Source organism: Mucilaginibacter arboris, assembly GCF_009754915.1.
Classification (GTDB): Bacteria; Bacteroidota; Bacteroidia; order Sphingobacteriales; family Sphingobacteriaceae; genus Mucilaginibacter_A; species Mucilaginibacter_A arboris.
The window spans coordinates 15269-32161 of sequence record NZ_WPIK01000025.1; the positions used below are offsets into that span (position 1 = coordinate 15269).

Sequence of the window (16893 nt, forward strand, 5' to 3'; positions counted from 1 at the left end):
TTTAATTGATTAATATGCTTTTTAGCTATTTATTGAAGTTTAATTAGTGGTTAATTGTTTTTCAAGCAACGTTTTCCATTGCTGATAAATTTGTTCAAACTGATTACCTGTCGGCTCGATTTTTTGTACCGGAAGCATGTTGTTAAATGCTTCTTCCGGCGAGGTAAAAATGCCAGCGCCAATTCCGGCACCTAAAGCTGCGCCTGCGCTGCCATCATTTTTATATAATTCTACCGGTACGCCTGTTACATTTACAAAGGTTTCGGTAAAAATATCGCTCATAAACATGTTTGCTTTTCCGGCGCGGATTACGGTTGGGTCCATTCCGTTTTCCCGCATAATATCCAACCCATAACGAAAAGCGCAGGCAATTCCTTCCTGTACTGCACGAAAAATATGTGCCCGGTTATGTCTGTTCACATCAATTCCAATTATCTGGGCTCCAACCTGGCGGTTATTTAACATTCGTTCGGCACCATTTCCAAAAGGCAAAACCAGCAAACCTTCACTTCCCGGGTTGATCTGGCGCGCTTCTTCGTTCATTTGCTGATAAGAAATATCTGAACCGAAAAGACTTTTTGCCCAGCGGTTTAAACTACCTGTTCCGTTAATGCATAATAAAACGCCTGTCCGGGTTTGGTTTGTTGCATAATTTACATGTGCAAAAGTATTGACACGAGATTGCGGGTCGTAAACAGGTTGATCGCTTACACCATAAATTACTCCGGAAGTTCCTGCTGTTGCAGCAACTTCGCCAGGTTTTAAAACATTTAACGATAAGGCATTATTGGGTTGATCGCCAGCTTTATAAGCAACGGGAATGCTGTTTTTAAGACCTAATTTTTGTGCTAATCCCGGCCGTACGGTCCCGTGAACAGAAAATACAGGCTGAACAGGCGGAAATAAATCTTTACTGAAACCAAAATAATTGATTACATCAGATGAAATGTTATGATCAATAAAGTCGTAAAAAATACCTTCGGAAAGTGCGGAGATGGAAGTTGTAATTTCTCCTGTTAGTTTCATGGCGATAAAATCGCCGGGCAGCATAATTTTATCAATAGCAGCATATTTTTCGGGTTCGTTTTCTTTCACCCAGGCTAATTTAGAAGCCGTAAAGTTTCCGGGGGAATTTAATAAATGCGATAAGCTTTTCTCCTCTCCGATGGCTTCAAAAGCTGCATTTCCGATTTCTACTGCGCGGCTATCGCACCAAATAATACTATCGCGCAATACTTTCTGATCTTTATCAACCAAAACTAAACCGTGCATCTGGTAAGCAATTCCGATAGCAGCAATATCTTCCGGGTTGTATTTGCCGGATTGATTACAAGCTGCAATGGCCTGCTGCGTATATTCCCACCAAAGTTCGGGCGATTGCTCTGCCCAGCCTGGTTGTAAGGAAATAATGTCAGCCTCTTCTTTCGGGAATTGTGCTGAAGCAATTGTGCTTTGCGAAACAGCATCCAGAACAGAAACTTTTACGGATGACGTACCAATATCAATACCTAATAATAACATGTTTATCTATATAATTTACAGCCGGGAAATCAGGTCTATTTGTGTTGCAACGAAAATAATAAAAATATTGCAATCGATTGCCTAAATTTTTATTTATTATTTTGACAACTTTTATGAAGAACCAGAAACGAACAACCATTCATGATATAGCCAGGAAACTAAATATTGCTGCATCATCCGTTTCACGGGCTTTAAACAACAGCAGTAAAGTTAGTGCTTCTACCAAAGAACTGATCTTAAAAACAGCGAAAGAGCTTAATTATAAGCAAAATTTTCTCGCCCAAAACCTGCGTAAAGGCCAGAACCAAACTATTGGTGTGGTGGTTCCGCGCATTAATCAGAACTTTTTTTCTAACATTATTGCCGGGCTGGAAGAAGTAACTTACAAAAACGGCTACAATCTGGTTATTTGCCAGTCGAACGAATCGCACGAGCGCGAAGTGCAATGCGTAGAAACGTTGATTCACCAGCATGTAAGTTGTATTGTAATTTCTATTTCTGTGGAGCATACCAATGACGATCATTTAAAAAACGTATTGGCACAAGGGATACAGTTAATACAGTTTGACCGTGTTGCACAGGACCTGGAAACTTTTAAAGTGATTAACGATAATGAGCAGGCTGCAACTGAAGCAGTTTCCCACATGATCAACCAGGGTTACCGCAGGATTGCTTTGCTGGAAGGGCCGCAAAACCTGGCTATTTTCAGGCAGCGGAAAGCGGGCTATTTGCGTGCGCTGGAACAACATCGGGTCCCGGTTGTAGAAGAACTGATCATTAAAAATGCATGGACAAAAGAGCTTGGCGCAAAAGCAACGCGTAAACTGCTGAGTTTACCAAAGCCTCCTGATGCGGTTTTTGCTTCTACTTCTGATTTTTCTGCTTTAGGTGTTTTAGAAGTGGCCAACAGTATGGGTTTTAAAGTTCCGGATGTTTTGGGTGTTTGCGGTTATTCTAATGAGGCTTTTAGTGAAATTACTACGCCTTCGATTACAACTGTTGATCAATACAGCAAAAAAATGGGCAAAGCCATTGCCGATTTATATTTTGAGGAGATAAAAGAAGCACCAAACAGTACGGTTTATAAAACAGTCAGCATCAAACCAAAACTAATTGTAAGGTCATCAACCCAAAGAAAAAACATTCCTGGTTGATGCCAATGCTTCTTTTACCCCTATAAAATAAATACATTGTTGAAAAAGTAGTTGCTTTACAACGGTTCAAGCGGTTTCCTGCTGATGGGGCATCCATCAGCATTAATAATAAATATTGGGGCATGAAGACAAAAAGCAAACTTAAAACCACATTGAAAAATGCTGTATTGATCCTGTTGGGGATATTTTTAGCTGCGATAGGTTTAAAAGGCTTTTTACTGTCCAGCCATTTTATAGACGGGGGCGTAACCGGCATATCCATGCTGCTGGCAGACATTACGGGTATCCCCATTTCCATCCTGATCTTTGTGATCAATATCCCTTTCCTGATCTTAGGTTACCGGAGGCTGGGCAATGTATTTGCATTAAAGAGCACTTTGGCCATTGCCGGACTTTCGCTTTGTCTGGCCTTTATCGATTTTCCCGATGTTACGCCTGATAAATTGCTGACGGCCGTTTTTGGGGGGATGTTTATCGGCGTGGGGATAGGCTTGGCCATCCGCAGTGGTGCGGTGCTGGACGGTACCGAAATTGCAGCCTTACTGGTAAGTAAAAAAAACCAATTGCTGAAAGTAAGCGACGTGATATTGGTTTTAAATGTGCTGGTTTTTTCCGCTGCAGCGTTTTTTTTAGGCATTGAATCGGCTTTGTACTCCATCCTCACCTATATGGCAGCTTCCAAAATGATCGATTTTATTTTGAACGGCATAGAGCAATATACCGGTATCACAGTTATATCGGCCAAAAGTGAGATCATCCGAAGGGTGATTACCCAGAATATGGGCCGTGGCGTAACTATTTACCAGGGCAAAAGCGGTTACGGGAAAGACGGGCAGATCAATGACCCGCGTGACATTATTTTTACGGTGGCTACCCGGCTTGAAATACCCCTGCTAAAACAACAGATCCTGAAGATCGACCCTACTGCCTTTATCGTTCAGCAAAGTATTGACGATACCACAGGAGGTTTGCTTAAAAGAAAAGGCCTGCATTAAGTTTTTTATGCAAATGCCTGTCCTTCTGTTGCCTCATTAAAAATGCTGCTGTGTTGAATAATCCATTTACTGGTTGCCAACATCATTTTGAAGGGTTAAAAGAAGCATTTTCTTTTTTAAGTTGAAGAGCGGTCATTCTATTGCGGAACCAAAATACGAACAACATAATTGCATTTTTTACTGAGCGCTTCTTTTATCAGCCTAAAAAAATGATGGTAAAAGAAGCATTGGATTCGCTCCTGCCGCCTAAAATTATCCTTTCAAAACCCCGAAAGTATTTTATCCTAACTTATATTCTTTTTAAAACGTAGAAACATGCTGAATAATATTTATTTATCATGAAAAAAATCTTTTACCTTTTAGGAATTGTAAGCATTTCTGCTATAACTTCCTGTAAGAAAGAGCATTCGGGAATTGATGAAAGCAACATCAACAAGATTGCGCCAAATGGCTTCAATTATCAAACGTCTAAAGACGTAAGCCTGAACCTGCAACTCCTAACCAATGGAGACCAGCCAATTGCCGGTGCGGTGGTTAGTGTTTATACTACGGCAAGCACAGATGCAGGCAGTGCTGTTTTTAAAGGTATAACGGACCAAAACGGAAATTTAAAAGCAACTGTGAACGTTGCTGCTTCTTTTACCCAGTTAATTATTGATCCGTCTTATGTTGGGTTAATGCACAATGTGAGGGCAAATATCAACAATAACACCATTACAGCAACCATTGGCGGCAAAAGTGGCTACAGCGGTGATATTGTACCGGATGCAATTAATAATAATCAGGGGCCTGGCGGTTCAACCGGTGTTTTAGGAACGCTTGGTTTAACTTCTACAGATTATGTTTATCCTTCGCCTTACACTACTACTGCCGGCGCCGTATTAAACACAACTGCTTATCCGTTGGCTTTAGGAAGGCCGGTGTATCTCGAAACCACTTCTGATGTGATCGATGCTTCTTTACTGTCTTATGTAAATGCTTCGCTGCCAGAATCACAATCGGTAAGTAATATCCATCCGGAGTATCTTTCCAGTTCGGCAGTTTCCAACATCAATGTTACTGCAACTTCCGATGTTTGGATTACTTATGTTTCAGAAGGTGCAAGCAATCAAAACACCCTGGCTTATTATACTTATAATACCAATAACCCGCCAACTGCTACTTCCGGAGGTACAAATGCAAAAGGTATTGATAAAGTTACCATGGTGTTACCAAATGCTTCTGGCGTTGGTTCTGGCGGCGGTTTAAAATCGGGCGATAAAGTTAAACTGGGTACTTTTAGTGCCGGAACAACTATCGCTTTTGTGCTGCTTCAAAATTCATGGACCGGCAGCGGCGTTAACTTAAGCACGCAGAAGTTTTATTCGGATAGCCAGCTAAATCCGGAAAGCACAAGTGCATTAAAAAAACACTCTGTGGTTTTGTATGATGACGTACACAAACTTTATCTGTTTGGTTTTGAAGATATGAACCGGCAAACAGCATCAACAAACCCAGGCGGCGGTGCTTCAGACAATGATTTTAACGATATTGTTTTTTATGCCACTGCAAACCCTATAACTGGCATATCCAATACCGGCATACCGGTTATTGACAAGGCAGGCGACAGCGATGGTGATGGCGTATTAGATGTTTATGATGCCTTTCCGACTGATCCTACACGCGCTTATATTTACAGCTTCCCATCACCGACAACTTTTGCACAGCTTGCTTTTGAAGACAACTGGCCATCAAAAGGTGATTATGACATGAATGATCTGGTTGTAAACTACCGCTACACTTTTATTGCCAATGCGCAAACTCAAATTGTTACCATGCAAACAGATTTTACGGTGGCTGCTTCCGGCGCTTCCTTTAAAAATGGGTTTGGTTTACAGTTGCCTTTTGATGCTTCTACCGTAAAATCCGTAACCGGACAAAAGACCATCAGTAATTACATCCAGTTTGCAAGTAACGGTGTAGAAGCCGGACAAACCAAGGCTGTAATTATTCCTTTTGATAACCATGAAGCTATCATTCATAACCCTGATTACTCTTTCTTTATCAATACACTTAATGCAAAAGATAAAGTACAAAGCGTTACCTCTTCTGTATTGGTAACCTTTAATTCGCCGGTTTCAAGTTCTGGTTTAAGTATAGCATCCTTTAATCCGTTCCTGATCAGCAATTTAAGAAGAGGTTACGAAATCCATTTACCTGGTTATGCAGCAACAGATAAAGCTAACGCAGCCTTGTTTGGCACTACAGATGATGCTTCGTTTGTAGCAGGCAGAAAATCTTATACTTCGAGAGAAAACTGGCCTTGGGCGCTTAGCTTTAATGATACTTCTTTTAACTATCCGTTAGAAACCATAAACATTACTGCCGCTTATCCGCATTTTACAGACTGGGCAGGTTCCGGAGGTACCAGTTTTGTTGATTGGTACAGCAACTTAACAACCGGTTACCGGGTTAATGCTAATTTGTATTTGAAATAGATTTTAAGCTGATAAAAACACCATCCATAAAATGTCCCTTTCAGAAAAACTGAAAGGGACATTTTTTATGATGAGAACTTAACCCTGTTATTCCTTTTTTTGAGTAAAAGTATCCATCAACTCCATAGAATAAATTGCATCCTGAACAGAACAAGGATTTGGGCTTCGCCCCAAAAAATATTGAACTACTTTTGCTATCATCGGTTGCTGCACATGTGCTAAAGGTTCAAAATTCAGTTTTTCTACCTGTCCGTTTTGAGTTAAAGTGATTTCCGAACTAAATACCGGGAAACTTATTTTTCCTTCAGAACCAATAATTGTACAAATATCCTGCTGCCCGCCTTCTGCAACTGTAAAACACCAGGTTCCTGTAAAAACTACTTTATTTTTGAACAGGATATTTCCGGTTACTAAATCATCTGCTTCGTAAAAACCTCCCTGGTTTAACCCAAAGCCTGATGCTTCTTTTACCTCACCAAAAAAATAAACCATTAAATCTAACTGGTGCGGTGCAAGGTCATGAAAAAGGCCGCCACCGGAAATAACCGGATCAACACGCCAGTTTTTTTCCGAACTGGCAATCAGGTTTGATTTTGGCGGTTGCAGCATTTGCAGATCAACAAAACGGACCTCGCCTATTGCTTTACTTTCCAACAGTTCCTTCACCTTTAAAAACACAGGCTGCTGCCTGCGGTAATGTGCAACAGAAACCTTTTGCTGATATTTTTTTGAAGCCTCCAAAATTCTTCTGGCAGAAGCAGCCGAAAGCGAAATGGGTTTTTCTACATAAACCGGTTTCCCGGCTGCCATTGCTTTAACCGCATATTCTTCATGTTGCAATGGCGGCGTGGCAATATAAATGGCGTTTATCTCAGGGTCGTTAATCAGTTCATCAGCCTTGCTGTACCATTTCGGCACCTGATGCCTTTTTGCATAATCCGCTGCTTTTGCCGCATCGCGGCGCATTACGGCTACCAGTTCAGAACCAGCAACCTTGTTAAATGCCGGTCCGCTTTTTTTCTCGGTCACATCGCCGCAGCCAATAATGCCCCATTTTATTTTCTCCATCGGTTTAAATTATTTTTGAGTGGGCCATGCTTCTTTTACCATATAAAAATCTGCTTTTTCTTACAATCCTGTATATAAAACATAGTGCTTGCTGATTTTTTCTTCGCTGAAAGATTTATATCCGGTAAAAGAAGCTTTAATTAATTGTTCTGTTTTTCCGGTTGTATATTGTACCGGAACAAGCAGGAATAGTTTTTTTACACGGCCAGCGTAAGTTTCTCTTTCCGGGTCTGTTAACAAGGTATTAAAAGACATTACCAATGCACGGTTATGCTCAATTTCCAGGGCAATATCCGGGCTCATCAACACAAATAAAGCCTGCTGCGGATATTGCGTATCCAGTTGATGGATTTTTACTAACGCTTCTTTATCAAGCAAAAGCTGTACAACATGTGCGTTAGTGGGCGTTTGTTTCCGGTTGATATTCCATCGCTTAAAATAATCATTCCACGAAAATAAGCACAAAGCCAGCAGCAACACTTGCAATGCTGTTTTTACCGCACTAATTTTTACCTGCCGCATAAGTTGCACCACACCCGGCAAAAACAGCAATCCAAGAATGCGGAAATGCCTTCCTTCCATAGAAATTGCAGCATGCCGGCAATACTGCATCAAAAAAAAGAACGTAAAAAAAAGGTAGGCCGAAAACAGCAGCCTGCGGTAAGCAACAGAACCGATACGATTAAAATAGACAGCAAAAAGCACAAAAACCACGAGCAGAAAAGCCGGGCCGTAAAACCAAACATCGGTAGCCGGCAAAGTTTCGATAAAACCCGGATGCGTAAAGTTGTTAAAAACTTCATCGGCAGAAAAAGCAGTTAAAAGCGGTACCGCGGCTGGATACAATAAGTTTAGCCAACTAAAACTAAAACCGCTGGCAGCGGCCGACGGATTATTTCCTTTTTGCAGGAAAAGGAAAAATATCGGGACAATAACCGCCAGTCCGGCTGCAATCAGTACACTTGTTTTAACGGCAAGTTCTTTCAGGCTGATGCGCTTGCTTACCCATCCTAAAAAAATAAATAAAAACCCGCACAAGGTTACCAGCAGAAATGAGGATTTAGCGATAAAACCAATCCACGACAGCAACACAAGCAGCAGTAACCGAAAAGGTTTCAGCTTAAAATCAATACAGCAAAACCAAAACCAGGGCGCCACGCCAAAAATGAGCACTTCGCCCCCATTGTAAACCGAAAACGGCAGCAGCGTTTGTACCTGGCAACATAAAACCAAAAGGCTTATTAAAGTTGTGAGCCGGTTGAACCGGAGTTTATCGAACAAAAAATAACAACCGATAACGCCTGAAATGGTAAAAATGATAGCAGAAATTGCCATTGCCCAGCCAATTTTTAAGCCGGTAAAAACAGCAATGCCGCCAGGGACAAGATATTGCCCTGGCGACCACCAGGTTAAAAAGGTATAAGTATTTTCGGCAATATTATCCGGGTCGGGCTCTGGCAGCAGGTTAAAAGCGCCGCCGTGCTGCATGTTTTTCCAGGTTAAAAAACCCCAGCCAGAATCGGGAAAAGTAGAAACCGAAGCGGAAAGGCAAGAAACAGAAGCTATTACAAGCGTGGCAACAATGGCAGTCCAAAGCAAGCGTTCTGTGCGGGCACGGTTTACGTTAACCATTTATCAGTTGGTCCAAATTATACAGGTTTAATAGGCAGCAAAATTATTAAAATGAATTGTATTTCAATTTTTACAATTAATTACTGGTTTTTCTGCTGTAAAACAGGCTTGTACAGGATGGTTCTGTTTGTTTTTTAACGAGATTTATAGCCCGGTTACCAGCCAGAAAAGCCTTTTTCTTAAAGAAATAATTAGACCTAAACCGTTAAATTTACGTGCCAACTGATATGCCTCAAAACTTCAATTTCCGTTTTATTTTATGCTGTGCTTTTTGTTTTTTGCTCGATGCTTCTTTTGCACAACAAAAACCGGTGATGCCAGGGGCCGCTAAACCTGCAGGGTTTAAACTGTTTTTTGAGAAAGTTTACCTGCAGACCGACCGTAACTTGTATGCTTCCGGCGATAACCTCTGGTTTAAAGCTTATCTGGTCAACGGCCTCAGCACTTCGTTAACTAACACAAGTAACAATTTAGATGTAGAATTAATTTCTCCTGAAGCAACAATTATCAGCCGCGAAATCATCAGGATGGATAACGGTTTAGGCAACGGCGATTTTAAATTGAGCGACACCATTCCCGATGGCAATTACCGCCTCCGCGCCTACACCAACTGGATGCGTAATTTTGGCGATAATTTTGTTTTTGAGAAAGCAATTGCCATTCATCATATTCCCGGTTCTGCAACCGGTAAAAGTGTGGCAACTCACAAAAAAACACCGGTAAAAACAGTATTGGCAAATGCAGGAAACGGCACCATCCGTTTTTTTCCGGAAGGCGGTTTGTTGGTCCAGGATGTTCAAAGTATTATTGGTTTTAAGGCGGAAGACGACAACAGCAACGGGTTGAAAGTGAGCGGGAGCATCATTTCTTCCAAAGGCGATACGGTTAGCCGTTTTCAAAGTGCAGCTTCGGGTATGGGCAGTTTTGCTTTTTTGCCGGCTGCGGGTTTGCAATATCAGGTAAAAGGCGTTTTTAGTAACGGACATTCTTTCACTGAATCTTTGCCTGCTGCTTTGCCAAAGGGTTTTTCGCTGCATTTAAATGTTGCAGATACGGCAACTGTTACCGCTACCATCAGTACCAATGCCGCTACTTTAGCAGATATGCAGGGAAAAGAACTCATCCTGGCCGGAAAACATGGAACACAAGTTTGCTTTGGCACAAAAATTAAGATCAGCGGTTTGGAAACAACTGTTAAAGTGGCCAAAAACAGTTTTCCTGCCGGTGTTGCTGCCATTACTTTATATGATGAACAGTTGCACCCAACCGCCGAGCGATTAATTTATGTTGAAGGAAACGATAACATTACGCTTTCAATTTTATCTGATAAAAGAAGCTATCAACCTAAAGATGGCGTAACGCTTCATCTCAAAACAACTAATCAAAACCAGCAACCGGTTTCAGCTAGTTTATCTTTGGCTGCTGTTGATGCCGGTATTTTGCCGGAAGAGCAGCGCAACATTCAGTCTTATTTCCTTTTAGAATCTGAAGTGAGAGGAAAAATTGAAAACGCTGCACAGTATTTTGACAAAAACAACCCGAACCGTTACAAACAGTTAGATGCCTTGCTGTTAACGCAGGGCTGGCGCAATTTTATTTGGAAACGTTTGGCAGATACTGCTTTAAAGATTAGCTATTTGCCTGAACCTGGTTTTACCATTACCGGCCGCTTGCGCGACCGTTTGGCAGACAAACCTCAAGCCAACATGAACATTACTTTGTTTGCTGCCGGCGCAAAAGATGGTAAACTTTTTACAACCAGAACTGCTTCCGATGGCAAGTATTTTCTGGATGGTATTCAATTTTATGGCCCGCAAACTATTCGTTTATCTGCCCGCGATGAAAAAGGTAAAAAAACCGGGATGATTTTATTAGATACCATTTCCGGTAGAGCAATGGCAGTTCAGCCTGTTCGGGAACCGACACCAACAAGTCCGCAACAGTTAATGGCTTTTAATCAGGCAATAGAAAAACGGGAACCTGCGCATTTAAGTATGAATGATACTTTGCAACTAAAAGGTATTACCGTAACAGAAGCGGCACAAACCGTTACTTTAAGAGACCAAACCGTACAAACTTTTGGCTATCCCGATTACAATTTCGACATTACTAAAGCTGATTACACTTATAAAGATCTGGAGGATTTTTTGGTGCATAAAGTTCCCGGCGCACAAAGTAATCCGGATACTTCTGAGGGAATTGTTTTTTATTCTCAGGGAAAAAAAATATTGCCGCGTTTTATTGTGCAGCGGCAGGAAGACGTTTTTGAACGGTTGGATTATTATTCTTTAACGATGGATGTAATTACAAGGGTTTCTGTGCGGCATTTAGTTGGAATGGGCGGAACAGATGTTTTTCTGATCTATCTAACATTGAAACCGGAAGCCTTTCAGAAAAAGGAATTTTACCTGATCAACGCTGATGTAAACGGCTATTATGAAGCACGCGAATTTTATACCCCTAAAAACAGTATTGGCCAGCCAGATCTGCGCACTACCCTTTTCTGGAAACCTAATATTGTTACTGATGCTAATGGCGAGGCAAGCGTGCATTTTACCAATTCTGCACAAAAAACAACTATCAGGATTGTTGCCGAAGGTATTACAGATAAAGGTATTGCCGTAGCCGGAAAAGCCGAATATCCGGTGCAATAAAATAAAAATTTGGAAGCAAAACTCTCGCGTTTTCTGCTGCTTACAACGGCGTTTTTAATGTTAGCAGTAACTTTAAAAGCGCAAACATTGGTTGACAGTATTCCGCGTACTGCAAAACCGGATGCTGGTTTTAAACTTTTTTTTGAAAAGGTTTATCTGCATACCGATAGAGAAAATTATGTTTCAGGAGAAAATAGCTGGTTTAAAGCTTATTTAGTTAATGCACAAACGAATGTGCCAATTAGCAGCAGTAAAAATTTATATGTAGAACTCATTTCGCCGGAAGCAAAAATAATTGACCGGGAAGTCATCAGGCTAAATAACGGAACAGGAAACGGCGATTTTAAACTACAAGATTCCATTCCTTCCGGCAATTATCGCATTCGTGCTTATACCAATTGGATGCGCAATTTTGGTGATAACTTTATTTTTGAAAAAACGATTACTGTTTTTAGCACCACAAATCTTGAATCTTCTAAACATCTGGATAACAGGAATAAAATTCTTTCAGGTTCATCTTCTTCACAAATCAATACAAAAAAAACATCGGTAAAAGAAGCATTGCCAACCATTCAATTCTTTCCGGAAAGTGGGTCGCTGGTAGAAAATGTAGCAGGTTTAGTTGCGTTTAAAGCCGAAGATGCTGCCGGAAACGGAATCGCTGTAAAAGGAAGCGTTTACACCGAAAAAGGCGATACGGTTATCCATTTTGAAAGTACAGCTGTAGGAATGGGCAGCTTTTTTTTAGTGCCCGATGTTAACAAAAAATACCTGGTAAAAGGAGTATTCAATAACAAAGTCCCATTTACAAGTACCTTACCTTCGGCTTTAAAAAAAGGTTTTGTGATGCATGTTGCTGATGCTGATTCGGCCAGTTTTCGGGTTACCATCAGCACTAACCAGGCAACTTTGCAGGATTATCCAAACCATGAAATTATTTTGACTGGCAGGCAGGACGGACAACGTTTTTTAAACGGCCCGGTAACTTTTAATTTGCTTCACTTAAATATTCGGGTTCCAAAAGCACAATTTCCCGCCGGCATTTCTACTTTAACAGTTTATGATAATCTGGCCAAACCACAGTGTGAGCGTTTGGTTTATGTGGAAGAAAAAAACTCTGTTCATGCTTCTTTTACAACTGATAAATCTGCTTATCAACCTAAAGAAAAAGTAACCTTAAAACTGAAAGTTACGGATGCTAATTATCAGCCTGTAAAAGCCAATTTTTCTGTTGCTGCTGTTGATGAAAATTTTACCAGTAAAAACAGTATCAATATTACTTCTTATTTCTTATTGCAATCAGAACTTCGCGGGAATATCCAGGACCCCGGAATCTATTTTGATACAACGAACACGAATCGTTTTAAACAACTTGACCTGCTTTTGTTAACGCAGGGCTGGCGTGATTATTTATGGAGAAGGCTGGCCGATACTTCTATTAAAATCAGTTATTTGCCAGAACAAGGATTTGATATTTCGGGTCGATTAAGACAAAAGTTTGCTGATAAACCTCTTCCCGGAAAGAATATCGCTTTAACCGTTAATGGTTCTGCCATGAGCACACGTTATAATGCTTTAACAGATGCTGCCGGAAAGTTTCATCTGGATAACATAGAATTGTACGGTAAACAAAGCGTTTCGCTGGCAGCTACTAATGATAAAGATAAAAATGCGGGTTTGATAGAACTGGATTCCGCTAAAACAAATCCGCTTCCGGTAAAAGCAATTCCTGATTTTGAAACTGATTCTTCAACCTTAAAAAAACAATTGTTGATAGAACAAAGCTTTAGCAAAAGGCAAAGCTTATCAGATACTATAAAATTGAAAGGAATAACGGTAAAGAGCAACAAGTTTGTAACTTTAAGAGATGCGACCGTGACAAGCTTTGGTTATCCTGATGAAACTTTAAATGTTACTGCTAAAGATTATTATTACGAAGACCTGAGGAATTACATTTTGCATATATCCAAGCAGGCTCACATAGATAATGATCCTCTAAGTGCTCGCGCTGATGCAATCGTTTTTTTTGCAGAAGGGAAAAAATGGTATCCAAGATTGATAGTGAACAACAGGGAATTACCTTTTACAGATGATGATCCGGACGAGGTATTTAATGCTTATTACAATCAATACTATAATATACCAATAGATAAAGTAGAAAAAGTTGTTATCAAACGAATGATAAAACCAGCAGGAATGGTTTTATCAAATCCTACAAATAGCTTTTATAACGGAATGGGAACACTTGTTTCTCCGGGTTCAAAAATAGAAGAAGCTCATCCGATCTTTATTATTTACCTCACCCTAAAACCAGATGCACTTCTAACCCAAAAAGCAAGTACAATTAATACCGAGTTAGATGGCTACTACCAGTCCCGCGTTTTTTATGCACCAAAATACGATCAGCAGAAACAAAAAACAGGATCTGATTTACGAACAACTATTTATTGGGAACCGAACGTTATAACCAATGCAAACGGCGAAGCAACAATAATTTTTTATAATGCGGATGTTAAAACTAAAATTAGTATTGTTGCACAAGGCTTAACCGATAAAGGAGTGCCGGTAGTTACAAAAACTGCATATAAAATACCATAAGCTAATCAATTATAATTCTGGTGGCTTTCCCAAAAAGAAACAAAAACGCATTAGTTACGTATAATAACAGGATGAACGGTAATAACCCCGACTACCCTTTATACAGTATCAGCGAAATTGCCAAAAGAACTTACCAGCTTTCGCTTGCAACTATTGGCCTCGGTTTTTTAATATTTACTTATTATTGCTTAATGGGCTTGTACCATACTGCTATAATGGTAGCTTCTTTTTGCTGTGGTATTGGTTTGATCCTGTTTCTTAAATCCAAACATTTTATAAGAAACACCAAACTGCCTATTATCGCTTTTGTAAGCTTGTCGCTTATTGTTTTTGCAGCTAAAGAAGGTGCAGGTACGGGGCAATACCTGTTTTATTTCCCGTTGATGATTGCCATACCGGTAATTGTTGACAACCAGAAAACGTACCTCAAAAAAATTATTTTTTACTTCAGCATCACTGCCGTTTGCTGCCTTATCTGTATTGTAGTTGGTATCCATCATCAGCCCTGGGAACCTTTGCCACTTAACGATCAGTATAAAATTTTTTATACCAATGTTGTTGCTGCCATTATTTCTACAATTGCTTTTGCATACATTAATATTTCCCTCGAACGGAAATATCTGGAAGAGCTGATTGAGCAAAAAAACCGCACCATTACTTCCCGCACACAGTTTCTTTCTACAATGGGCCACGAACTGCGCACGCCATTGAACGGTATTATAGGTGCCATCAACATTTTAAAAAACGGAAACAATTTACCCGAACAACAGGAGTATTTTGAGATTTTAAAATATTGCTCGGACCACATGCTGCACCAGGTAAACGATATTTTAGATTTTAATAAAATTGAAGCCGGTAAATTGGAAATCCATCCGATAGAAGTAAATTTAAAACAACTGCTGATTAATTCTACCATTCCTTTTGCAAACATGTTTGAAGAGAAAAACCTGGAGCTTAAGGTGGAGATTGACCCGGAACTGGATTTAATTGTTCTGGCAGATGACGTTAGGCTGATACAAATTTTAAACAACCTGATTTCTAATGCCGGTAAATTTACCAGTAAAGGTTATGTTAAATTAACCGTTAAAACCATCAGCAAAAGCAATGGCATTTTACGCGCGGGTTTTTGGGTGGAAGATACCGGGACAGGAATAGCTAAAGAAGACCAGGAAATTATCTTTGATAGTTTCGGTCAGGTTTATGATGAAACTACCCGGAAACATACCGGCTCTGGCCTTGGGCTTAACATTTGCCTGGAAATATTAAAGCTGATGAACAGCCACCTGGAATTAAAAAGCGAAAAAGGTGTTGGCAGTATTTTTAGCTTTGATATCGACTTTAATTATATTGACCAGCAATTGCCTGAACAGCAAACGTTACCGAAAGAAAAAGCTGATTTAGCCGGAATGAAAATTTTACTGGTAGAAGATAACCAGATCAACATGATTATTGCCAAAAAAATCCTGATGGATTTTAAGGGCGATTGTGCAAAAGCCTACAACGGCCAGGAAGCATTGGATCTGCTGGAAGAAAATGCAGATTTCGGCATTATTTTAATGGACTTGGAAATGCCTGTTATGGATGGTTATGCAGCAATTAAAGAAATTAAACAACGCTGGCCCGATATTCCGGTACTGGCTTTTACCGCTACCCTGATGGACCTGGAAATGCTGGAAAAACTAAAAGCTATCGGTTTTGCAGATTGTATTTTAAAACCTTTTCAGGCGCAAAACTTACTGGCACAAATTAAAAAATATGCTTTAGTGGCATCCTTGTAGTTTCGGTAAAATTTCTACTACTTTATAAAAAGCCTTGTTCGGTAGTTTACCGGATGATACTTTTACAGTTACCTATTTTTACCCGATAAAAACAGTATGCCTGCAACGCGCCGTTTTTCCAGAAGCCTGAAACCTGCATGTTATGCTGTTTTTACTGCCGCTTTTTTTGTTTTTTGGCTGAGTATATTTAGTAGTACAGCCGCTTCGGCCCAAATCCTGAACATACAAAAGTTCAATTGCCGTTTAAGTAAGGATGATACAGAAACTTTTACTAAAATTGCCCGTTACGAAGCCGCTTTTTACGATGCTGTTTTTGAAACTTCTGTAAACGACAGCCTGACAATAAACATCAATGTATTTGGGCGGAAGGATGATTTTAAAAAAACACCTGACGGAGAAAATGCCATGCATGTATCAAGCGATGGTTATTACCTGGAAAAAACGGGTGATGTTTTTGTATTAAAAACAGACCATGCAAACAGCACCTTACTGCACGAAATCAGCCATGCGTTTTTGCACCACAACATTAAGCGTCCGCCTAAATGGTTTGATGAAGGCCTGGCCACTTACTTTGGTTCTTTGATTGTTCAGGACGATAAAATATTTTATACGCCTGTTACTGGACGTATTGAGCGGATCCGGGAGTTGAATGAGCAGGGACTTTTGCACCTGTCAGACTTTCTCAAAAATAATACCCGGAACTGGGGCGATGATAAAAAAACAATTACCGATCAATACACCATTGCATACAGCGTTATTTATTTCCTGGTAAAAACAAACCTCAACCTAATAAAACATCTGGCGGTCGAACTTAAAAACGGCCAGGCGACTACAGCTTCTTTAGCTGAAATGTTTGGCAGCATGGAGTTTTTTGAAAACCGGTACAATAACTTTTACAAGCAACAACACTGAAAATTATCGACTTGCAGATTTTTTGCCGGTAAAAGAAGTATCGGCATTTGCAGTTTTTTTGTCAACAGCATTATTTAAACTTCCGTTAACCTAATAACAGCAAT

General features: G+C 40.1%; 10 protein-coding genes. 7 read left to right on the forward strand and 3 right to left on the reverse strand.

Features of this window, described 5'->3' with window-relative positions; genetic code table 11:
- Nucleotides 1-39: 39 nt before the first annotated feature.
- The gene (locus tag GO621_RS18055; protein ID WP_157569652.1) at nt 40-1521 is read right to left on the reverse strand and encodes a xylulokinase; all 1482 of its coding nucleotides are present in this window, start codon (nt 1519-1521) and stop codon (nt 40-42) included.
- Nucleotides 1522-1634: 113 nt separating this feature from the next.
- Between GO621_RS18055 and GO621_RS18060 the strand changes: the two genes are divergently transcribed.
- From GO621_RS18060 to GO621_RS18070, 3 genes are all read left to right on the forward strand, one after another.
- Nucleotides 1635-2675 (forward strand): LacI family DNA-binding transcriptional regulator, encoded by a 1041-nt coding sequence (locus tag GO621_RS18060; protein ID WP_157569654.1) that lies wholly within the window; start codon nt 1635-1637, stop codon nt 2673-2675.
- Between the two features lie 122 nt (nt 2676-2797).
- A complete protein-coding gene (locus GO621_RS18065) occupies nt 2798-3670 on the forward strand; it encodes a YitT family protein (RefSeq protein WP_157569656.1) in 873 nt (290 codons plus the stop codon).
- A 338-nt stretch (nt 3671-4008) separates the two neighbouring features.
- Nucleotides 4009-6147 (forward strand): LruC domain-containing protein, encoded by a 2139-nt coding sequence (locus tag GO621_RS18070; RefSeq protein ID WP_157569658.1) that lies wholly within the window; start codon nt 4009-4011, stop codon nt 6145-6147.
- Between the two features lie 87 nt (nt 6148-6234).
- Here GO621_RS18070 and GO621_RS18075 read toward each other — a convergent pair whose 3' ends face one another.
- Both GO621_RS18075 and GO621_RS18080 read right to left on the reverse strand, forming a co-directional pair.
- On the reverse strand, nt 6235-7215 hold the full coding sequence (locus GO621_RS18075; protein WP_157569660.1) for a Gfo/Idh/MocA family protein: 981 nt from the start codon (nt 7213-7215) through the stop codon (nt 6235-6237).
- Nucleotides 7216-7275: 60 nt separating this feature from the next.
- Entirely contained in the window at nt 7276-8847 is a 1572-nt protein-coding gene (locus tag GO621_RS18080; protein WP_157569662.1) for a hypothetical protein, read from the reverse strand.
- Between the two features lie 215 nt (nt 8848-9062).
- Between GO621_RS18080 and GO621_RS18085 the strand changes: the two genes are divergently transcribed.
- The 4 genes from GO621_RS18085 to GO621_RS18100 all read left to right on the forward strand — a co-directional run bounded on the left by GO621_RS18085 (nt 9063) and on the right by GO621_RS18100 (nt 16789).
- Nucleotides 9063-11501: an MG2 domain-containing protein gene (locus GO621_RS18085; RefSeq protein WP_157569664.1), complete on the forward strand. Its 2439-nt coding sequence runs from the start codon at nt 9063-9065 to the stop codon at nt 11499-11501.
- Nucleotides 11502-11510: 9 nt separating this feature from the next.
- Entirely contained in the window at nt 11511-14099 is a 2589-nt protein-coding gene (locus tag GO621_RS18090; RefSeq protein WP_157569666.1) for a hypothetical protein, read from the forward strand.
- A 71-nt stretch (nt 14100-14170) separates the two neighbouring features.
- Entirely contained in the window at nt 14171-15877 is a 1707-nt protein-coding gene (locus GO621_RS18095; RefSeq protein ID WP_157569668.1) for an ATP-binding response regulator, read from the forward strand.
- Nucleotides 15878-15973: 96 nt separating this feature from the next.
- Entirely contained in the window at nt 15974-16789 is an 816-nt protein-coding gene (locus GO621_RS18100; protein ID WP_157569669.1) for a hypothetical protein, read from the forward strand.
- Nucleotides 16790-16893: the final 104 nt, after the last annotated feature.